This is a genomic window from Roseococcus sp. GW821-FHT12F05 (genome assembly GCF_058806835.1).
On record NZ_JBXAQB010000001.1, the window covers coordinates 277,369 to 295,557 of the forward strand.

General features: G+C 68.7%; 24 protein-coding genes. 17 read left to right on the top strand and 7 right to left on the bottom strand.

The genetic code is table 11. From position 1 onward, the window contains the following. Positions 1 to 3 precede the first annotated feature (3 nt). Entirely contained in the window at positions 4 to 1,179 is a 1,176-nt protein-coding gene (gene proB / locus AC1ROY_RS01425) for a glutamate 5-kinase (RefSeq protein ID WP_493146478.1), read from the bottom strand. A gap of 82 nt (positions 1,180 to 1,261) precedes the next feature. Here proB and AC1ROY_RS01430 point away from each other — a divergent pair, with 82 nt between their 5' ends. The 4 genes from AC1ROY_RS01430 to AC1ROY_RS01445 all read left to right on the top strand — a co-directional run bounded on the left by AC1ROY_RS01430 (position 1,262) and on the right by AC1ROY_RS01445 (position 3,435). Next, complete coding sequence (locus AC1ROY_RS01430; RefSeq protein WP_493146480.1) at positions 1,262 to 1,897, top strand: YjbF family lipoprotein; 636 nt, start codon at positions 1,262 to 1,264, stop codon at positions 1,895 to 1,897. Between the two features lie 623 nt (positions 1,898 to 2,520). Next, complete coding sequence (locus AC1ROY_RS01435) at positions 2,521 to 2,826, top strand: helix-turn-helix domain-containing protein (protein ID WP_493146482.1); 306 nt, start codon at positions 2,521 to 2,523, stop codon at positions 2,824 to 2,826. A 38-nt stretch (positions 2,827 to 2,864) separates the two neighbouring features. After that, on the top strand, positions 2,865 to 3,092 hold the full coding sequence (locus AC1ROY_RS01440; RefSeq protein WP_493146484.1) for a hypothetical protein: 228 nt from the start codon (positions 2,865 to 2,867) through the stop codon (positions 3,090 to 3,092). Positions 3,093 to 3,156: 64 nt separating this feature from the next. Continuing rightward, entirely contained in the window at positions 3,157 to 3,435 is a 279-nt protein-coding gene (locus AC1ROY_RS01445) for a hypothetical protein (RefSeq protein ID WP_493146486.1), read from the top strand. Positions 3,436 to 3,450: 15 nt separating this feature from the next. Here the strand turns inward: AC1ROY_RS01445 and AC1ROY_RS01450 are convergent, their stop codons facing one another. Further along, positions 3,451 to 3,579 (bottom strand): hypothetical protein, encoded by a 129-nt coding sequence (locus tag AC1ROY_RS01450; protein ID WP_493146488.1) that lies wholly within the window; start codon positions 3,577 to 3,579, stop codon positions 3,451 to 3,453. 316 nt (positions 3,580 to 3,895) lie between these two features. Between AC1ROY_RS01450 and AC1ROY_RS01455 the strand changes: the two genes are divergently transcribed. The 5 genes from AC1ROY_RS01455 to AC1ROY_RS01475 all read left to right on the top strand — a co-directional run bounded on the left by AC1ROY_RS01455 (position 3,896) and on the right by AC1ROY_RS01475 (position 6,587). Beyond that, on the top strand, positions 3,896 to 4,165 hold the full coding sequence (locus AC1ROY_RS01455; protein WP_493146490.1) for a hypothetical protein: 270 nt from the start codon (positions 3,896 to 3,898) through the stop codon (positions 4,163 to 4,165). 311 nt (positions 4,166 to 4,476) lie between these two features. Continuing rightward, the gene (locus AC1ROY_RS01460; protein ID WP_493146492.1) at positions 4,477 to 4,974 is read left to right on the top strand and encodes a CHAP domain-containing protein; all 498 of its coding nucleotides are present in this window, start codon (positions 4,477 to 4,479) and stop codon (positions 4,972 to 4,974) included. Between the two features lie 34 nt (positions 4,975 to 5,008). Then, positions 5,009 to 5,974 (top strand): Bug family tripartite tricarboxylate transporter substrate binding protein, encoded by a 966-nt coding sequence (locus AC1ROY_RS01465; protein WP_493146494.1) that lies wholly within the window; start codon positions 5,009 to 5,011, stop codon positions 5,972 to 5,974. A gap of 39 nt (positions 5,975 to 6,013) precedes the next feature. Next, entirely contained in the window at positions 6,014 to 6,271 is a 258-nt protein-coding gene (locus AC1ROY_RS01470) for a type II toxin-antitoxin system ParD family antitoxin (protein ID WP_493146495.1), read from the top strand. Position 6,272: 1 nt separating this feature from the next. Beyond that, complete coding sequence (locus AC1ROY_RS01475) at positions 6,273 to 6,587, top strand: type II toxin-antitoxin system RelE/ParE family toxin (RefSeq protein ID WP_493146498.1); 315 nt, start codon at positions 6,273 to 6,275, stop codon at positions 6,585 to 6,587. A 159-nt stretch (positions 6,588 to 6,746) separates the two neighbouring features. On the opposite strand, the gene AC1ROY_RS01480 is transcribed toward AC1ROY_RS01475, so the two are convergent. Next, entirely contained in the window at positions 6,747 to 8,996 is a 2,250-nt protein-coding gene (locus AC1ROY_RS01480) for a TonB-dependent siderophore receptor (protein ID WP_493146499.1), read from the bottom strand. Between the two features lie 233 nt (positions 8,997 to 9,229). Then, entirely contained in the window at positions 9,230 to 9,424 is a 195-nt protein-coding gene (locus AC1ROY_RS01485) for a hypothetical protein (protein ID WP_493146501.1), read from the bottom strand. Between the two features lie 224 nt (positions 9,425 to 9,648). Between AC1ROY_RS01485 and AC1ROY_RS01490 the strand changes: the two genes are divergently transcribed. The 8 genes from AC1ROY_RS01490 (at position 9,649) to AC1ROY_RS01525 (ending at position 15,064) form a co-directional block, all read left to right on the top strand. Further along, entirely contained in the window at positions 9,649 to 9,975 is a 327-nt protein-coding gene (locus AC1ROY_RS01490; protein ID WP_493146502.1) for a hypothetical protein, read from the top strand. Between the two features lie 242 nt (positions 9,976 to 10,217). Then, on the top strand, positions 10,218 to 10,481 hold the full coding sequence (locus AC1ROY_RS01495) for a twin-arginine translocase TatA/TatE family subunit (RefSeq protein WP_493146503.1): 264 nt from the start codon (positions 10,218 to 10,220) through the stop codon (positions 10,479 to 10,481). A gap of 52 nt (positions 10,482 to 10,533) precedes the next feature. Then, the gene (locus AC1ROY_RS01500) at positions 10,534 to 11,151 is read left to right on the top strand and encodes a methylthioribulose 1-phosphate dehydratase (RefSeq protein WP_493146505.1); all 618 of its coding nucleotides are present in this window, start codon (positions 10,534 to 10,536) and stop codon (positions 11,149 to 11,151) included. Next, a complete protein-coding gene (locus tag AC1ROY_RS01505; RefSeq protein ID WP_493146506.1) occupies positions 11,148 to 11,687 on the top strand; it encodes a 1,2-dihydroxy-3-keto-5-methylthiopentene dioxygenase in 540 nt (179 codons plus the stop codon). Before AC1ROY_RS01500 ends, AC1ROY_RS01505 begins: the two co-directional genes overlap by 4 nt. Before the next feature lies 1 nt (position 11,688). Beyond that, entirely contained in the window at positions 11,689 to 12,363 is a 675-nt protein-coding gene (gene mtnC, locus AC1ROY_RS01510; protein WP_493146507.1) for an acireductone synthase, read from the top strand. A gap of 58 nt (positions 12,364 to 12,421) precedes the next feature. Continuing rightward, a complete protein-coding gene (corA, locus tag AC1ROY_RS01515) occupies positions 12,422 to 13,402 on the top strand; it encodes a magnesium/cobalt transporter CorA (protein ID WP_493146508.1) in 981 nt (326 codons plus the stop codon). Then, positions 13,393 to 14,028, top strand: coding sequence for a 5,6-dimethylbenzimidazole synthase (gene bluB / locus AC1ROY_RS01520; protein ID WP_493146510.1), 636 nt, complete (start codon positions 13,393 to 13,395; stop codon positions 14,026 to 14,028). The genes corA and bluB overlap by 10 nt, the downstream gene beginning before the upstream one ends. An 82-nt stretch (positions 14,029 to 14,110) precedes the next feature. Beyond that, on the top strand, positions 14,111 to 15,064 hold the full coding sequence (locus AC1ROY_RS01525; RefSeq protein ID WP_493146511.1) for an acetamidase/formamidase family protein: 954 nt from the start codon (positions 14,111 to 14,113) through the stop codon (positions 15,062 to 15,064). Between the two features lie 61 nt (positions 15,065 to 15,125). Here the strand turns inward: AC1ROY_RS01525 and crcB are convergent, their stop codons facing one another. From crcB to AC1ROY_RS01540, 3 genes are all read right to left on the bottom strand, one after another. Then, complete coding sequence (crcB, locus tag AC1ROY_RS01530) at positions 15,126 to 15,560, bottom strand: fluoride efflux transporter CrcB (protein WP_493146512.1); 435 nt, start codon at positions 15,558 to 15,560, stop codon at positions 15,126 to 15,128. Between the two features lie 257 nt (positions 15,561 to 15,817). Beyond that, a complete protein-coding gene (locus tag AC1ROY_RS01535) occupies positions 15,818 to 16,846 on the bottom strand; it encodes an amino acid ABC transporter substrate-binding protein (RefSeq protein WP_493146514.1) in 1,029 nt (342 codons plus the stop codon). Between the two features lie 138 nt (positions 16,847 to 16,984). Continuing rightward, on the bottom strand, positions 16,985 to 18,013 hold the full coding sequence (locus tag AC1ROY_RS01540; protein ID WP_493146516.1) for an amino acid ABC transporter substrate-binding protein: 1,029 nt from the start codon (positions 18,011 to 18,013) through the stop codon (positions 16,985 to 16,987). Positions 18,014 to 18,189 lie beyond the last annotated feature (176 nt).

Genomic DNA, 18,189 nt, shown 5'->3' on the forward strand with positions numbered 1-18,189 from the left:
GTCCTACCCTTCCGCTTTGTGCGCGGCCGATTCACGGCCGGCTTCGCCGGACCGATCGGACGCGAGAACGAGATCGTCGCGGTGGATGAGCTCGTCGCGGCCGCGCCAGCCGAGCAGCGCCTCGATCTCGGCGCTGCGATGGCCCGCGATGCGCACGGCGTCCGCCGCGTCATAGGCGGAGAGGCCGCGCGCCAGCTCGCGCCCCGCCTCGTCGCGGACGCTCAAGGCGTCGCCACGGGAGAAGTCGCCCTCCACCGCGCGCACCCCGGCCGGCAGCAGCGAGCCGCCGCGCAGCAGCGCCCGGGCGGCGCCGGCATCGACGATGAGCGCGCCATGCGGCTGCAGCGAACCGCCGATCCAGCGCTTGCGCGCCGTGCGGCCCTCGGGCGAGGCCAGGAACCAGGTGCAGCGCTCGCCGGATTCGAGGCGCGCCAGCGGGTGCGGCGCATGGCCCAGCGCGATCGCCATGGCGCAGCCCGCGCCCGTCGCGATGCGCGCCGCGATCAGCTTGGTGCGCATGCCGCCGGAGGAGTAGCCGGGGGGCGGGTCGCCGCCCATGGCCATGATCTCGTCGGTGAGGCGCTCGACCACCGGCAGGTGCGTCGCGGCCGGGTCCTTGCGCGGATCGGCGGTGTAGAGCCCGTCGATGTCGGAGAGCAGGATCAGCGCGTCGGCCGCGATCATCTCGGCGACGCGGGCGGCCAGCCGGTCGTTGTCGCCGAAGCGGATTTCCGCCGTGGCGACCGTGTCGTTCTCGTTGATGACAGGCACGCAGCCGAGCTCGGCCAGCGTCGCCAGCGTGGCGCGGGCGTTGAGGTAGCGGCGCCGGTCCTCGCTGTCCTCCAGCGTGAGCAGGAGTTGCGCGGCCCGCAGGCCGTGGGCCGAGAGCGCGTGGTCCCAGGCGCCGGCCAGCCGGATCTGCCCCACCGCGGCGGCGGCCTGCTTCTCCTCCAGCTTCAGCACCTTGCGCGTCAGCCCGAGCGTGCCGCGCGCCAGCGCCACCGCGCCCGAGGAGACCACCACGACCTCGACGCCGCGCGCCCGCAGCGCCGCGATGTCGGCCGCCACGGAAGCGAGCCAGGCCAAGCGCGGCTCCGCCTTCTCCACCAGGAGGGCGGAACCGATCTTGACGACGATGCGTCTGGCCTGGGTGAGAGAAATGGGGGCGAGCGGTGACATGGCGGCGCGTCTGTGAGGGTTTTGGCCGCCCGGGGCAAGACACCCCCTCGTTACATGCCATTCGCCTTCCTAGTCTGGCAGGATGCGCGTCCTGCTCCTCCTCCTTCTGGTCTCGCTCTCGGCCTGCGGCCGGAACTCGCCCCTGTCCGAGATCACCCGGCTCTTCGACGACAACGGGCGCGAGCCCGACCGCCTCGCCATCGCCGAGGCCGAGAGCGAGGAGGACGGCGACGGCCCGCAGGTCCGCTTCGCGCTGGGCCGCCGCGCCGCCAATGCCGTGCTCATCCAGCAGCAGGGCAACCGCCGCATGTGGCGCGCGCCGGGCGGCGTGGTGGTCGCAACCGACGGGCCGCGCGTGGTGGCGACGGCCGGCCTGCGGCAGATCGTCATGGCCACGCGCTTCGACGGGCCTGACCCGCTCGACGACCCGCGCGCCCTGCTGGAGCGCAGCGCCGAGGTGCGGCGGCTGGTGGACATCTCCGGCGCCTCGCGCGATCCGGCGACGATGCGCTTCGGCATCGCCTTCGACTGCCGCCTGCGCGCGGCACGGACCGAGGAGGGGATGATCCTGGTGGAGGAGAGCTGCCGCGTGCGAGGATTTTCCTCCGTCACGAACCGGTTCTGGGCGAGCGCCGAGACCGGCCAGGTGGGTTTCGCGGAGCAGTGGGTGGGGCCTGGGATGGGGCCGCTCAGCCTGGATTTCGAACCGGGATCCTAGAGCTTTTCCCGTCGCTTAGGCTCACTCCAAAACCTCTAGCCTTTTGTTTTTCGAGCGTCTTCACCCGATCGGACGAAGCAGTCTGATCGGGATCTGCTCTAGCGGCAGACCGCCGTTTGATCCGGTCCCGAAGCCGCGCCTCCGATATAGGAAACCTAATACGTTGTTCCTCTCTATACAGCAGTATGCAGAGAAGTGTAATGCGAGGTCAGGCTCCGAGTCTCTTATCGGATAGGACCCTGCAACCGCCGCCTGCCGCAACTTCCATTCCGTTTCGTCATGGCGGGACGGGAGGACGATCCCTCGGCTTGGCGCGCCACGTGGAATCGGATGGCTATGATTCACGCATCAGCACAGCAACGCCCGAACGGCGGGCAGGATCATCCGGCAAAGGATCCTGCCCCGGGGGATTCGTCGCCGCGCGCAGCGCGGCGAGCTGGCGTCTCCGTCTGGGAAATTCATACCATACCGCCGAATGCATTGGACTATATACCGTTTTCGATTATCAACCCGACGTGGCTTTTCTTCCCGGCGCCCGCCGGCGCGAGAGGGCTGCGAACGGGAAAGGACGGTTCGAAATGGCGAGTCGGCCGAATCAAGGACGCGGCGAGTGGTCGCAAGAGATGCGGACACGCTCCGGCCAGCAGTTGCGCAACTGGCGCATCGCCGCCGGCCTCACGCAGCAGCAGCTCGCCGAGAAGGTGGGCTTCGCCTATTTCACCATGGTCTCGCAGCTCGAGCTGGGGCGCGCCTATGTCCCACCGGAGCGCTACCGTGAATACGCGGCAGCGCTGGGTATTGACTATGTTGAGTTTGTTAAATGGCAGTTGCGATGGTCGAATCCCTGGGCCTGGGCTGCGCTCTTCGGCCCGCCGGAATTCGAGCAGGAGCTGCGACGGGAGCACAACCGCGTCCTTACCAAGAACTGAAACGTCCGGCGGCCCGCCCCCCTTCCCGCGAGGCGGCCATGATTGAGATAGCGAGCGAAGGCCCGCCCGGGCCGCCGGAGCTCGATCTGCAGCGCCATCAGGCAGAGGACGGGACCATCTACTGGTCGCTCCTGCTCGGAAACCTAGCGCTTCACATCCTGGCGGAGAACGGCCGCTACGTCGCCATGGACCTGCTTGGCCGGCGGCTTGGCGCCGGCAGAAGCCCGGCGGAAGCGGGGCTGCGCGCCCTGTCCGATCACGGCTGACGATCAGGTTAACACAACCTCAAGGTTTTGTCGCGAAACTGGGGAGAACGCCGCAGAGCGCCCCGTGGCCCTGCTGGTCGCGGAATGTCCCCGGAATGAAATGACTATGAAATATATTCAATGGCAAGCATATCTGCTGGCCGCGGGCGCTGATCTGCAGAAGCACAGCGCGGAGGACGGAACGGTCTACTGGTCGATGGTCCTGGGCAACGAGGCGGTCCACATCGTCAGGCACGGGAAGGGCTTCGTCGCCACGACGATGCGTGGCCAGCAGATCGGCGCGACCCCCACCCTGTCGGCGGCGGCCCTGTGCGCTGCCGCCTCCCTGCTCCAGGCAGCCTGAGGGGTCGGCCGACGGCTACATGTCCCAATAGGGATCCTCGCGGATCATCTTTTCCCCGGCTCGGACAGCCAGGGTGACGAAGCCCGCGACAGCGACGGCCGCGGTCAGAAACCCGGCGCCGACCCAGATCAGCAGATCTGACATATGAAAATCCAACTCTTATTACTACTGTATATTCCACTGATCATTCTCCGACAAGGGCAACGAAATGCATTCTGAGGAAACAATCTACCTTCCGGGACTTTCTTCCCAGATTTATGGGTAAATCATGATGATAGCCTGGAAAACTTAGAGAACAAACGAAGAAAATACTATTTATGAGACAGTTTCCAAATTTTTAGGTTAGTCTTTTTCAGAGCACCCCTATTGTAGGTTGCTGAAAGCCTTGTTATACAACTGCTGTAGGGGAAAACTTCCCTATATATTCCGATCATCGAATGCCGTTGGAAGGAAAAGGGCCTTGTCTGGAAAGAAATTCCCCGTCCGTCCCCGCAATCCGGCCCCCGCGCCCACACCCTTCATCACCGACGCCGAATTCCGGCTGCAGACCCGGCGGCGCAGCCTCATCCGCCGCCTCCAGGACCTCATCGAGGACGCCAGAGACCAGGAATTCCCTCGGACCACCGAGGTCCTCGCACAGGCGATCGAGGAAGCCCGCCTTTCCACCCTTCAGGACTACCATGAAGGGCTGCTCCGGCAGGCCGCGTCGCAGAAAGGCCAGTTCACCTAAGCGCACTGGTCGCCGCCTTCGCGGCCGAAAGGGCCATCCGCCCAGGACCTGCGCGACATCTCGGAGACGAGAGCCGACTGCATCGTGCCGAGCTCCCCGACAGGCCGCGGCCCATGTTGGCATGCCCCCACCCTTGTCCGAGTTCCAGACCGGATCAGTCGGGTCTCCAGCCGAGGAGAGGGCGAGACTGCGTCGAGGAAGCGCTCGCAAGCGGCGCAGGCTTCGGCTAGCATTTCAAAGTCGCGCTTCGGGGGAAGCGCGTTGGGGGTTCTTTTCCAGTGGCGATCGCGTGCATCCCGTTGCGGCGGGGCGTGCTCCTTCTCGTCCTGCTGTCGGCGCTCGCCGGCTGCGGCAGCACGCACACGCGCGCGCCGACCATCGCCGGCGTGCCCAACCCCGGCGCCTCGATGGACTTGTCCTGCGTGCCCTATGCCCGCGCCCGCTCGGGCATCGAGCTGCGCGGCGACGCCTGGCAATGGTGGAGCGCCGCCGAGGGCCGCTACATCCGCGGCAGCCGGCCCGCGCCCGGCAGCGTGATCGTCCTCGCCCGCACCTCGCGGCTGCCCTCCGGCCATGTGGCCGTCGTGGCGCGCGTGGTCTCCTCCCGCGAGATCCGCGTGGACCACGCCAATTGGGCCAGCGGCTCCGGCCGCGGGCGCGTGGCGCGCGACCAGCCGATGCTCGACGTCTCGCCGCGCAACGACTGGAGCCAGGTGCGCGTCTGGTTCCCCCGCATCGGCGACTACGGCAACACGGTCTTCGCCGCGCATGGCTTCATCACGCCCCGTCTCGATCTCGCCGGGCGTTAGGGGCATAAGCTCCGGCAACGACGGAGGATCCGACATGCCCGCCACCCGCCGCGCCCTGCTCGCGCTTCCCGCCCTTGTTACTCCGGCCCTGGCCCAGCACGCTTGGCCCGACCGGCCGGTGCGCGTGATCGTGAGCTTCCCCGGCGGCTCCACGCCGGACATCGCGGCGCGTGCGGTGAGCAACCACTTCACACAGGTCTTCGGCCAGCCCTTCGTCATCGACAACCGCGCCGGCGGCGGCGGCACGATCGGCGCCGACGCGACCGCCAAGGCGACGGACGGGCACACGCTGGGCGTGACCATCGGCGGGCCGGGCTCGATCGCGAAGATCCTCAACCCACAGCTGCCCTACGATCCGGTGACGGATCTCGTGCCCGTCTCTCTGCTCGCACGCATGCCCTTCGTGCTGGCGGTGAACCCGAGTGTGCCGGTGAACAACGTCGCCGAGCTCGTGGCCTATGCGAAGGCGAACCAGGGCAAGCTGAACTATGGCTCGGTCGGCGCCGGCAGCACGGGGCACCTGGTGGTGGCCGAGATGGCAGCGCGGCACGGGATGGAGATGACGCACATCCCCTTCCGCTCGGTGCCGCAATCCGTGACGGAGATCGTGGCCGGGCGCATCCAGCTGATGGCGGCCGCGGCGGGTTCCGTGCTGGGCCAGGTGCGGGCCGGCCAGGTGCGGGCGCTCGGCGTCTCCGGCGAGGCGCGGATGACGCAGCTCCCCGACGTGCCGACGCTGGTGGAGCAGGGTGAGCCGGCCGGGGGCGTCTTCGCCTGGATCGGGCTCTTCGCCCCGCCGGGCACGCCGCCGGAGCGCGTGGCGCGGATCGGCGCGGAGGCCGGGCGCGCGCTGTCCAATCCGGAGACCGGCCGGGCCCTGGATGCGGCGGGCTTCGAGCCGCTCGGGACGCCACCGGCCGCGCTGGCGACGCTCATCCGCGACGAGGTGGCCCATTGGGGGCCGATCGTGCAGCGGCTGGGGATCCGGCCGGAGAGCTGAGGCTTGCGGCGGCGATATCACTTTATGATATAAGACCGCATGCCCAGCAGCTACACCATCGGCAGCCATTTCGAAGCCTTCGTGCAGAAGCAGCTTGCGAGCGGTCGCTACAGCAGCGCCAGCGAGGTGCTGCGCGACGCGTTGCGGCTCATGGAGGAGCGGGAGCGCCATCGCGAGACGCTGGAGCGCCTCCAGCTCGCCTGGGCAGAGGGAAGCGAAAGCGGCGACGCCGGCCCGCTCGACTTCAACGAGCTGAAGCGGGACGCCCGCGCGAGACTGGCCGCCCGCACGACATAGCGTGGGAACGATCCGCAGCACCCGGCGCGCCCGCGCCGACCTCCTCGAGATCTGGGAGCACATCGCGGCGGATAACCCGGCGGCGGCCGATCGGGTGTTCGACCGTATCCAGGACCGCCTGCAGATCCTGGCAAGTTGGCCGAAGGCCGGAAGCGCCTGGTCGCTGGCCACCCCCGAGGCCCGCGTGCTCGTCGCCTACCCCTACCTGATCCTCTACCGGGAGACCCCCGATGGCGTTCAGGTCGTGCGGGTGCTGCACGGCTCGCGGAACATCGGCGCCGTGCTGTTTACAGAAGGCCTGGACGAGCTTCGATAGCCCGCCGATTGTCGCCGTCTGGATGCCTCGTCGTCCGGCAGCGCGTCATGGAGGCCCGGCCGCACGGCGGCCGGCGCCGCCAACTCCATCTTCCGGCCTGGCGCTCCATTGGCGTGGCGAAGCCAAGTCGGCGGAGCCGCCGCCCAGCGTCTGAGGACTTCAAAAGCGGTGCCGCACCGTCGCCAGCACCGTGCGCCGGTAGCCGTACCAGCACCACTGGTAGGTGGCGCAGGACGAGACGTACTCCTTGTCGAACAGGTTGTTGACGTTCACCTGCAGCGAGGCGCCCTGCAGGTTCGGGCTCAGGCGGCCGAGGTCGTAGCGGGCCATGAGGTCCACCAGCATGTAGTCGCCCACGCGCAGCGTGTTCGCCGGGTCGCCCCAGGTCTGGCCGACATAGCGGACGCCGCCGCCGAACCCGAGGCCCGCCGCGCGCGAGCCCTCCTGGAAGGTGTAGTTGGCCCAGACCGAGGCCATGTGGTTCGGGACCGCCGTGGGCTCCGTCCCGCGCTGCGGCCGCGTGGAGGTGCGCGTGCCGAGGCCGCGATCCACCGTGACGGTCGAGTTGCTGCTCGTCACCTCGCTGTCGAGGTAGGTGTAGGAGGCCACGACGTCGAGGCCGAGGGCCAGGCTCGCCTTGGCCTCCAGCTCCAGGCCGCGCGAGCGGACCTCACCGGTCTGGATGGAGTAGCGGATGTCCTGCGGATCCTGCGTCGTCACGTTCTGGCGGCGCAGGTCGAAGAGCGCGGCGGAGAAGAGCGCATTCACGCCCTGCGGCTGGTAGCGGATGCCGAGTTCGTGCTGCTGGCCCGTCGTGGGCTCGAAGGGGCCGCCGCCGCGCGCCGGCGAGAAGGTGCCGGTCTGCGGCTCGAAGCTCTCGGTGTAGGAGTAGTAGGGCGCCACGCCGATGCTCGTCAGGTAGACGATGCCCGCGCGGCCGGTGAAGGCGCTGGTGTCGAAGGGCGTGCGCGTCGTGACGCCGGTCGCGAGGGTCGTGTTGCGGGTGGTCGAATCGTACCAGTCCTGCCGCCCGCCCAGCTGGATCGCAAGGGGACCGATGCGGATCTGGTCCTGCGCATAGACGCCGGTGCCGTTCTGCTCCTGCCGCGCGCGCGTCGAATAGGCCAGGTTCGGCATGCGGACGCCGTAGACGGGCGCGAAGATGTCGATCGACGGCACGCCCACCTGGGTGAAGGTGCCGGAATAGGTGTCGCTGTTCACGTTGTAGTAGTCGACGCCCGCCAGCAGCGTGTGGCGCGTCGGTCCGATCTGGAAGCGGCCCTCGAGCTGGTTGTCCAGCGTGATCGAATCGAAGGTCACGTCGGTGGAGCTGATGCCGCGGGTGTAGGTGCGGTAGTCCGGCAGCAGGGTCGAGCCGTTGGCCTGCCGGTAGGTGGCCTCGGAGCGCGAGTAGCGGAAGTTCTGCCGCGCGGTCAGCGCCTCGTTGAAACGGTGCTCGGCGAGGTAGCCGATCTGGTACTGGGTGCGGTCCAGCCGGTCGAAGTTCGGGTCGCCGTCCCAGAGGCTCGTCGAGATGCGCCCGCGCGGATTGGGCAGCGCCGAGCCATAGGCGGGAACGCCGCCATAGGTGCCGCCCCAGGGGTCGCGCTGGTAGAGGCCGAGGACGGTGATCGTCGTGTCCGTCGTCGGCCGGAAGGTGACGGAGGGCGCGAAGAAGTAGCGCTCCTCCCGGGCATGGTCGATCTGGGTGTCGGAGCGCGAGTAGGAGGTCACGATGCGGCCCAGCACCGTGCGGTTCTCGTTCAGCGCGCCGCTGAGGTCGGCGCCGGCGCGGAAGCTGCCGAAGGTCCCGCCCTGCAGCATGAGCTCGCGATAGGGCTGCTCGGTCGGCCGCTTGCTGACGAGGTTCACCAGGCCGCCGGGGCCCGACTGGCCAAACATCACCGAGGCCGGGCCGCGCAGGATGTCCACGCGCTCCAGCCGGTAGGGATCCGTGGTCGGATTGGCGTCGCGGCCGCCGAAGGTGCGGAGGCCGTCGAGGAAGGTCGGCGCGGAGAAGCCGCGAATGGTGAACTGGTCGAGGCGCCCCACCGTGCCGCGCGTCTCCACCGCGACGCCGGGCGTGTAGCGCATGATGGAGTTCAGGGTCTGCGCCGCCTGAGCCTCGATCTGGTCGCGGGTGACGACCGAGATGGATTGCGGCGTCTCGAGGAGGGGCGTGTCGGTCTTGGTGGCGGTGGCGGCGGTCTCGGCGACGAAGCCGCGGACGGGCGCGTAGGCGCGCGGCAGGCCGGCGGAGACGTTGACCTCGGGGAGGTGGAGGCCGGGATCGGCGGCCGTCGATGGGGGGACTGGCGATTGGGCGGCGGCGGGGGCCGCGATCAGCATGGCGGCGGAGAGAAGCAGCGGTCCGCGGGCACGGGGCCGGCGGGGTCGGGCGTTGGGCAAAGTGTCCCCCTGGGCTGTGAAGCTGTCGGGGGCATTACGGTTCGCTTATATTATTTGCAATTAGGAATCATTCGCATTTAAGTCGGGGAGATTCATCGATTGCTAACTGTGGGATTTTTGCCGCAGGGACGTCACGTCGGGAGGTCCAGGCCATCCGGAACCTCCCATCCAACATGTACTGCAAATGATTATCAGTATCAATCACTTGCGGGTGGGGCGGCCCTTCCCCTAGGTCAGTCCACCGCCCGGTCGATCGCGCGGCCCGCGCGCTCGACCGGCCCGCGCGGCGGATCCACCGCGTCGCGGATGCGCTCGCCGGCGCGGTCGAGCTGCCGGCCGGCCTGCTCCGCGGGGCCTGGCGGATCGTCGCAGGCGGCCAGGCCGAGGCTCAGTGCGAGCATGGGAATCATGACGAGATAGCGATTCATATCAGGGTTCCTTTGATGTGAAGGATGCCCAACTGAACGCCGCCTCGAGGGAGGAAGTTGCACCGCCGCACGACCGAACCCTGTCCGGACCGAAAGGAAACCCGGATCACTTCGGCACGTTCGGTTGCGCAGCGTAGCACTCAAGGCGCGGTTGCCATGGATCGGACCTCCCGGTGCCCGAATCCCACGGTTTATTGCGGTCATCGACTTCACAGGAGGTAGAAATGGAACGCCGTCGTTTGATGTTCATGGGCCTCGCAAGCGCGCTGACCGCCACGCTCGGCCTCGCCGCCACCGCGCAGGCCGGCATCCTGGGCGACACGACCGGCCTTTCCCGCGGCCCCACGCCGAGCGCCGAGGCGGAGGCCTTCGCGTCGCGCCAGGCGGCCGAGGCTGAGGCCCCCGAGGCCGGCGTGCAGCTTGCCCAGTACTACGGCTCCGGCCGCTACCGCCGCGGCCCCCGTTGCTGGAACGAGACCCGCAACGTCCGCTACCGCGACCGCTGGGGCCGGGTGCGGTTCCGCACGGTGACGCAGCGCGTCTGCCGCTGACGCAGGAGGACGCGGCGCCGGGATATCCGGCATTGCGCCTGACCCTCGCGCTCCCCACATGACTCCCGTGGCGGAAGCCATCCGCCCTGGCGGATGCGCTCCTCACGGAACGGCTCCGCAAACGTCTCCGCATGGGGGCGGATCGTTCCGGCCGGGACCCGAAAGGTATGGCGGCTTCTGTTCAGAGCCGGGATGCGGTAGGGTCCCGCCATTCATAAGCACCACGGGATCGAGGCGCGACGATGGGTTCCTTCAGCATCTGGCATTGGATGATCGTGTTGGCGGTTGTTCTGCTGCTCTTCGGAAGCGGCAAGATCAGCGGCCTCATGGGCGACGTCGCCAAGGGCATCAAGTCCTTCAAGGCGAACATCAAGGACGACGAGAAGGAGGGTGACGCCTCCATGACCGCCGAGAGCGCGCCGCCCGCCGGCACCCTTCCCGGCCCCGCCGCCACGACGGCACATCCGACCGCCTCCACGACGACCACCGGCCGCCCCGCGGCCTGAGCGACAGCCGCCGGTTCGCGCCCGGCGGCGGCTTGACCCCGGCGGTTTGACCATGGCTTCCATCCCCGAGACCGCGACCGACGCGATCCGCGCCGCCGGCCGGCGGATGGATGCGCTCGGCTGGGTGCCGGCCACTGCCGGCAACATCTCCGTCCGCCTTCCGGGCGATCGCGTTGCCATCACGCGCTCCGGCTTCCACAAAGGCTTCATCCCGCAGGACGGGGTGATGGCCGTGGATCTCGACGGGCGCGCGGAGGACAGCAACCTGCGTCCCTCCGCCGAGACCGGGCTGCATTGCGGCATCTACCGCCGCTTCCCCAAGGCCGGCGCCGCGCTGCACGGGCATTCCGTGCCGGCAACGGTGCTGTCGCGGCTGGCCGGGGATTCGATCCCCCTCGCCGGATATGAATTGTTGAAGGCATTTCCCGGCCTGCCGACCCATGAGGCGGCGATCCGGCTGCCCGTTCTCGACAACGACCAGGATATCGGCCGGCTTCAGGCGCGCGTGACGCAGGCCTGGGATGCCGCCCCCGATGCACCGCCGGGCTACCTCATCCGCGGCCATGGACTATATGTCTGGGCCGATGACATGCCGGGCGCGCTGATGCGCCTGGAGGCGTTGGAATTCATGCTCGCCTGCGAGCTGGAGACACGGAGACTGCGCCCATGAGCCGCCTGACCATCTGGGATGCCGCCACGCAGAAGGAACTTCTCCGGACGGAAAAGCCTGCAGAGATCGCCGAGGCGCTCAAGCCGATTGGCGTGCGCTTCGAGCAATGGCCCGTGGCGCCGCTGCCCGAGGGCGCCGAGGCCGACGTGGTGCTGGCGGCCTACAAGCCGCATCTCGACGATCTCCTGAAGGAGACCAAGGCCGGCACCGCCGACGTCATCCGCCTGACCGCGGACAATCCGCAGAAGGATGCGATCCGCCAGAAGTTCCTGTCGGAGCACATCCACACGGAGGACGAGATCCGCTTCTTCCACGAGGGCGCGGGCAACTTCGTCATGCACGTGGACGGGAAGGTCTACGACGCGCATTGCACGAAGGGCGACCTGATCTCGGTGCCCGCCAACACGAAGCACTGGTTCGACGCCGGCGAGATCCCGCACGTGACCGCGTTGCGCATCTTCACCGACACCACGGGCTGGACGCCGCACTACACCGGCACGGACATCGCCGCGAAATTCCCGGTCGTCGTCGGTTAGCGTGGCGGGTGGCATCACGCATGTCCTGACGGACATCGAGGGGACCACCACCGCCATCGCCTTCGTGCACCGGTCGCTCTTTCCCTACGCGGCCTCCGCGCTGGACGGCTTCCTGGCGCGGCACGGCGGCGAGGCCGAGGTGGCCGCGGTGCTCGCCGTGGTCCCGGGCGAGGACAAGCCCGCGCAGATCCGTGCCTGGATGGCCGCGGATGCCAAGGTCACGCCGCTCAAGGCGCTGCAGGGCCTGATCTGGCGCGAGGGCTACAAGGCCGGCGAGCTGAAGGGCCATCTCTGGCCCGACGTGGCCGCCGCGCTGCGCGACTGGCACGCGCGCGGGCTGCACCTGGCCATCTACTCCTCGGGCAGCGAGGAGGCGCAGCGCCTGCTGGTCCGCCACTCCGAGGCGGGCGACCTGGAGCCGCTCTTCGAGGGCTTCTTCGACACGCGCATGGGCATGAAGCGCGAGGCCGCGAGCTATGCGAACATCGCCCGCGCCTGGGGCGTCGAGCCGGGGCGGATCCTGTTCCTCTCCGACGTCGCGGAGGAGCTGGACGCGGCCCGCGAGGCCGGACTCGCCACCTGCCAGCTCGTCCGCGCCGAGGACGGGACCAAGGCCTCGGGACGCCATCCCGAGGCCGCCGATTTCCAGGATGTGACATCGCTGCTGTCGGAGTGACAGGGCCTTGTTGCGCAGCTAGAACCGAAATCACCGCCACCGCGGAGAGCAGCCGCACATGCTGACGACCTATACCGTCGAGAACGGTCATCTCGCGATGCGCGAGGGCGTGAGCCAGCCCGAGGCGCTGCGTGCCGCCGTCTGGATCGACCTCATGCAGCCCTCCCGCGAGGAGGAGCATGCGGTGCAGGACGCGCTGCACATCGAGGTCCCGACGCGCGAGGAGATGCAGGAGATCGAAAGCTCCTCGCGCCTCTACCGCGAGGAGGACACGCTCGTCCTCACGGCCAACTTCCTCTACGGCGTCGACACGGGCGAGTTCAGCTCCACGCCGATCTCCTTCGTGCTGGCGGGCAACTCGCTGGTCACGGTGCGCTACGCGACGCCCAAGGCCTTCCCGGTCTTCGCCGCGCGCTGCCAGAAGACGCCCTCGCTGATGACCAGCGGCGACGCCGTCATGCTGCACCTCTTCGAGCAGATCGTGGACCGGCTCGCCGACATCCTCGAGCGCATCGGCGCGGACATGGAGCGCGCGAGCCAGGGCGCCTTCCGCCGCGGCAAGCCCGGCGCCGTGACGCTCGGCCAGAACGACCTGAAGGAGGCGCTGCTGACGTTGGGCCAGGTCGGCGAGGTGACGACGCGCGCCTCGGAGACGCTGCTCGGCCTCAACCGCATCCTCACCTTCGTCGGCGCGGAGAAGGCGATCGCGATCCGCAAGGAGAACCAGGGCGCGATCAAGACGCTGGTGCGGGACGTGCGCTCGCTGGTGGAGCACGCGAACTTCCTCAACAACAAGGCGACCTTCCTGCTGGATGCGGTGCTCGGCATCATCAACGTCGAGCAGACCAACATCATCAAGACCTTCACCGTGGTGAGCGTCGCGCTGATGCCGCCCACGCTGATCGCCAGCATCTACGGCATGAATTTTCAACACATGCCCGAGCTGGAATGGAGCCTGGGCTATCCGCTCGCGCTCCTGCTGATGATCGCGACCGCGGTGGTGCCGGTCTGGTACTTCAAGCGCAAGGGATGGTTGTAAGCTTTTCCGCGGAGTTCCAGGCGCAGCTCGATCTGCTGCTGCGCTGGCGGCGCGACGTGCGCCACTTTCGGTCGGCCCCCCTGCCCGAGGGCATGCTGAAAGAGTTGGTCGAGCGCGCCTGCCTCGCGCCTTCTGTCGGAAATTCGCAGCCCTGGCGCTTCGTCGCGGTGGAATCGCCCGAACGCCGCAACGCCATCCGCGCGGAGTTCGAGGCCTGCAATGCCGAAGCCCTCGCCGCCCAGCCGGAAGAGCGCGCAGGGGCCTATGCGTCGCTGAAGCTCGCGGGGCTCGTCGAGGCGCCGGTGCATCTCGCGGTCTTCTGCGACGAGGCGACGGAAGCCGGCCACGGGCTCGGCCGCGCCACCATGCCGGAGACGCTGCGCGCCTCGGCCATGGGCGCCGTCTTCGCGCTGTGGCTCGCGGCACGGGCGCGCGGGATCGGCGTGGGATGGGTGTCGATCCTGCGGGCGGAGCGCGTCGCTGAAATCCTGGAGGCGCCGGAAGGGTGGAGCCTCGTCGCCTATCTCTGCATCGGATATCCGGATGGCGAGGACGACACGCCGGAACTCGAACGCAGAGGCTGGCAGGGGCCGGACGAGGCCGCTCACCACATCACGCGGCGATAGCGGGTGTCCGTGGCGGACCCCGGACCCGCCTTGACCTGCCGCCATCCCAACGGCTTCATCCCCTCTTCCGCAGGAGAAGCTCATGGCCGCCACCCATCACGTCGCCGCAACGCCCGAAACCATGCACTGGGGCACCTTCGACGCCAGCTTCAAGCCCGTGCTCGAAGTGGAGAGCGGCGACCTCGTGGTGATGCAGTGCATCTCCGGCCCGCCCGACGTCCTCGCCGAGGCGAAGGAGCTGGGCCTGAACATCCGCCCCGAGCTCATCGCCTACCACGCCAGCAAGCCGCCGCGCCTCGGGCCGCACATGCTCACCGGGCCGGTCGCGGTGAAGGGCGCCATGCCCGGCGACACGCTGCGCGTGGACATCGAGAAGATCGATCTCGGCGCCGAATGGGGCTACTGCGGCTTCCGCCCGCTCGGCGGCACGCTGCCGGAGGATTTTCCGTATCGGAAGATGCTCCACATTCCGGTGGACCATGAGAAGCGTACCGGCCACGTGCCGATCGGACCGGGCATCACCCTGCCGCTCTCGCCCTTCTTCGGCGTGATGGGCGTGGCGCCGCCGGCGGAATGGGGCGCGATCTCGACCAAGGAGCCGCGCGCGCATGGCGGCAACATGGACAACAAGGAGATCGGCGAGGGCGCGACGCTCTTCCTGCCCGTCCACGTGCCGGGCGGCAACTTCTCCGCCGGCGACGGGCATGGCGTGCAGGGCGACGGCGAGGTCTGCATCAACGCGCTGGAGATGTGCCTCACCGGGCACTTCCGCTTCACGCTGGAGAAGGGCGTGAAGCTCGCCTATCCGCGCGCGGAGACGAAGACGCACTTCATCACCATGGGCATGCACGAGGACCTCGACGAGGCGATGAAGAAGTCGCTGCGCGAGATGATCGGCTTCATCACCAGCCGGACGAATCTCAGCCCGGCGGATGCCTACCAGTTCTGCTCGCTGGCGGTGGACTTCCACGTGACACAGACGGTGAACGGAGAAAAGGGCGTGCACGGGCTGCTGAAGAAGGGATTGTTGTTCTAACGCCCTCAGCGCGGCCCCATCGGAACGCCGGCGGTAAAGTCGGTTGAACGGCGCCGACCGTTCAGCCCGGCTTTCCCACTGCCATGGCCTGGGCGACGGCAGGCACGCCCTCGTTCACCCGCAGGGCCATGGCGTGCCCGGCCGCCACCGCCACGAGGCACAGCAGCACCGACAGCGCGACGTTGAGCAGCGCCCGCGTCGTGGCGCCCATCCGCAGCAGGTCGAGCGTCTGCAGGCTGAAGGACGAGAAGGTCGTGAAGCCGCCGCAGACGCCCACCATCACGAAGAGCCGCGCCGTTTCCGGCAGCGGATGCCGGCCGGCCGCCAGCAGCGCGCCGAAGAAGCCGATGATCAGCGAGCCCAGGATGTTGATCGCGATGGTGCCCCAGGGCAGCCCGCGGCCGAGCGGCGCCATCCAGAGCCCGACCCAGTAGCGCGCCGCGCTGCCGAACGCGCCGCCCAGCGCGACCCACAGCGTCGTGAGGGAAGCGTTCATCCCCGCCTCCCCGCTTCGGTCCCGTCGCTCATCACATCCGTGCCTTCCGTCGATGCGGTCGCGAGAAAAGCCCATCTCGCCGCGAGCCGTCCGGAACGCATGTGCCGCCGCGAGATGGCGACCCGCACGCCCGGTGACATCGGGCCCCTGGCCCCGCCATACCGGGCCACAGCAAGCAGCAAAAAGCCCTCCGGCAGCGCGCTGCCGGAGGGCTCGTTGTCAGCCTCTGGGAAGCCGGGAGACGGCCTCCCCGTGCATCACCGCATCGGCAGCGCGTACATCAGCCCGCCGTTGGTCCAGAGGTTGTTCTGCGCCCGCGGCAGGCCCACGGGGGTCCGCTCGCCCATGGTCCGCTCGTAGAGCTCGCCGTAGTTGCCGATCGCGCGGATCGCGTTGTAGGCCCAGGCCGGATCCAGCTTCAGCGACTGGCCGAGCTCAGGCGTCGCGCCCAGCAGGCGGCGGACATTGGCGTTGGTGCTGCTGGCCCGCATCTGCTCGGCGTTCTGCGAGGTCACGCCCAGTTCCTCGGCCTCGATCAGCGCATAGGTGTACCAGCGCACGAGGTCGAACCACTCATCGTCGCCGCGGCGGATATAGGCCGCATAGGGCTCCTTGCTGAACCGCTCCGGCAGCACCGTCCAGTCCGAGGGGTTCGACATGGTCGAGCGCGTGGCCGCGAGCTGCGAGGCGTCGGTGCCGAAGGCGTCGCAGCGGCCGGCCTGCAGCGCGGCCGCCGCCTGGTCCGTGCGCTCGAAGACCACCGGGCGGAAGGGCACGTTGATGCTGCGGAAGTAGTCCGCCGTGACCTGCTCGTTGGTCGTGCCCTGGATCAGGCAGATCGTCGCGCCGTTCAGCTCGCGCACCTGGGTGACGCCGAGGCTCTTGCGCACCATGAAGCCGTGGCCGTCATAGAAGTAGGTGACGGCGTGGCGCAGGCCGAGCGTGGTGTCGCGCAGCATGGTCTGCGTGCTGCCGCGGATGAGCACGTCGATCTCGCCCGAGCCCAGCGCGGTGAAGCGCGTGGAGGCCGTCAGCGGGATGAAGCGCACCTTGGTGATATCGTTGAAGATGGCGACCGCGAGGCCGCGGCACAGGTCGACCTCCAAGCCCTGGTAGACGCCGCGGCTGTCGGGCAGCGACATGCCGGCATTGCCGGTGTGGACGCCGCAGGCGAGCGTGCCGCGCTGGCGCACCTGGTCGAGCGTGGGGCCGGCCTGCGCCGTGGCGCCGAGCACGGCCGAAAGGGCCGCGACGAGCGCGGCCCGGAAGGGGATGTTCCATGTCATGACTGGCGATCCTGGTCCCTGTGTCAGTGGGCCGGATCGTCCGCGCGCGACTGGGCGAAGTCAACACACGGCTGTGTTGCAGCGCGAAGACGGGACGTCAGGAAAACCCCCTCGGCGCGGCGCCGAGGGGGCGATGCTTCACCGCATCGGCAGGGCGTACATCAGCCCGCCATTGGTCCAGAGGTTGTTCGGGCCGCGCGGCAGCGCGACCGGCGTGCGCTCGCCCATGGTCCGCTCATAGAGCTCGCCGTAGTTCCCGATCGCGCGGATCGCGTTGTAGGCCCAGGCGGCATCCAGCTTCAGCGACTGCCCCAGCTCCGGCGTCGCGCCCAGCAGGCGGCGCGTGTTGGCGTTGGTGCTGGTGCGCCGCATCTCCTCGGCATTGGCCTGGGTCACGCCCTGCTCCTCGGCCTCGATCAGCGCGGTGGTGTACCAGCGCACCAGGTCGAACCACTCGTCGTCGCCGCGGCGGATATAGGCGCCGTAGGGCTCCTTGCTGAAACGCTCCGGCAGGATGGTCCAGTCGCCCGGCGTCTGCATCGTGGAGCGCACGGCGGCGAGCTGCGAGGCGTCGGTGCCGAAGCTGTCGCAGCGGCCGGCCTGCAGCGCAGCCTGCGCCTGGTCCGTGCGCTCGAAAACGACGGGGCGGAAGGGCACGTTGATGCTGCGGAAGTAGTCCGCCGTGACCTGCTCGTTGGTCGTGCCCTGGATCAGGCAGATCGTCGCGCCGCTCATCTCGCGCACCTGGCTGACGCCGAGGGTGTTGCGCACGATGAAGCCATGGCCGTCGTAGAAGTAGGTCGTCGCATGGCGCAGGCCGAGCGTGGTGTCGCGCAGCATCGTCTGCGTGCTGGTGCGGAAGAGCACGTCCACCTCGCCCGAGCCCAGCGCGGTGAAGCGCGTGGAGGAGGAAAGCGGGAAGAAGCGCACCTTCGCCGGATCGTTGAAGATGGCGGCGGCAAGGCCGCGGCAGAGATCGGCGTCGAGGCCCTGCCAGACGCCGCGGGTGTCGGGCAGCGCGAAGCCGGCGACGCCGGTGCCGACGCCGCAGTTCAGCGTGCCGCGCGCGCGGATCTGGTCGAGCGTCGGGCCGGCCTGGGCGGCCGCGCCGAACATGGTCACGCACGCCGCGGCCAGCGCAGCGCGAATGGGCTTATCCCACTTCATATTTCAGACCCCAATCCCTGTGTTTGATGGCCGGGATCGTGGTTTGGCGGCCCTTGGCGAGTCAACGAATGGATTCGGCGTCATCTCGGCGAAAACCGCGGCCCTTGCGGGCCGCGGCAATTTTCTGCGCGCGGCCCGGGCCGCGCGCCGCGAAATTGGGCAAACGTCGCCAGGCT

What these genes read in the sequence shown, in the direction of transcription:
- AC1ROY_RS01525 (WP_493146511.1), top strand. Translation starts at nt 14,111, where the DNA reads ATGGCCGCCACCCATCACGTCGCCGCAACGCCCGAAACCATGCACTGG.
- AC1ROY_RS01490 (WP_493146502.1), top strand. Translation starts at nt 9,649, where the DNA reads ATGGAACGCCGTCGTTTGATGTTCATGGGCCTCGCAAGCGCGCTGACC.
- AC1ROY_RS01450 (WP_493146488.1), bottom strand. Translation starts at nt 3,579, where the DNA reads ATGTCAGATCTGCTGATCTGGGTCGGCGCCGGGTTTCTGACCGCGGCC.
- AC1ROY_RS01505 (WP_493146506.1), top strand. Translation starts at nt 11,148, where the DNA reads ATGAGCCGCCTGACCATCTGGGATGCCGCCACGCAGAAGGAACTTCTC.
- crcB (WP_493146512.1), bottom strand. Translation starts at nt 15,560, where the DNA reads ATGAACGCTTCCCTCACGACGCTGTGGGTCGCGCTGGGCGGCGCGTTC.
- AC1ROY_RS01540 (WP_493146516.1), bottom strand. Translation starts at nt 18,013, where the DNA reads ATGAAGTGGGATAAGCCCATTCGCGCTGCGCTGGCCGCGGCGTGCGTG.
- AC1ROY_RS01430 (WP_493146480.1), top strand. Translation starts at nt 1,262, where the DNA reads ATGCGCGTCCTGCTCCTCCTCCTTCTGGTCTCGCTCTCGGCCTGCGGC.
- AC1ROY_RS01485 (WP_493146501.1), bottom strand. Translation starts at nt 9,424, where the DNA reads ATGAATCGCTATCTCGTCATGATTCCCATGCTCGCACTGAGCCTCGGC.
- bluB (WP_493146510.1), top strand. Translation starts at nt 13,393, where the DNA reads ATGGTTGTAAGCTTTTCCGCGGAGTTCCAGGCGCAGCTCGATCTGCTG.
- AC1ROY_RS01440 (WP_493146484.1), top strand. Translation starts at nt 2,865, where the DNA reads ATGATTGAGATAGCGAGCGAAGGCCCGCCCGGGCCGCCGGAGCTCGAT.
- AC1ROY_RS01470 (WP_493146495.1), top strand. Translation starts at nt 6,014, where the DNA reads ATGCCCAGCAGCTACACCATCGGCAGCCATTTCGAAGCCTTCGTGCAG.
- AC1ROY_RS01495 (WP_493146503.1), top strand. Translation starts at nt 10,218, where the DNA reads ATGGGTTCCTTCAGCATCTGGCATTGGATGATCGTGTTGGCGGTTGTT.
- AC1ROY_RS01435 (WP_493146482.1), top strand. Translation starts at nt 2,521, where the DNA reads ATGCGGACACGCTCCGGCCAGCAGTTGCGCAACTGGCGCATCGCCGCC.
- AC1ROY_RS01465 (WP_493146494.1), top strand. Translation starts at nt 5,009, where the DNA reads ATGCCCGCCACCCGCCGCGCCCTGCTCGCGCTTCCCGCCCTTGTTACT.
- corA (WP_493146508.1), top strand. Translation starts at nt 12,422, where the DNA reads ATGCTGACGACCTATACCGTCGAGAACGGTCATCTCGCGATGCGCGAG.
- AC1ROY_RS01500 (WP_493146505.1), top strand. Translation starts at nt 10,534, where the DNA reads ATGGCTTCCATCCCCGAGACCGCGACCGACGCGATCCGCGCCGCCGGC.
- proB (WP_493146478.1), bottom strand. Translation starts at nt 1,179, where the DNA reads ATGTCACCGCTCGCCCCCATTTCTCTCACCCAGGCCAGACGCATCGTC.
- AC1ROY_RS01535 (WP_493146514.1), bottom strand. Translation starts at nt 16,846, where the DNA reads ATGACATGGAACATCCCCTTCCGGGCCGCGCTCGTCGCGGCCCTTTCG.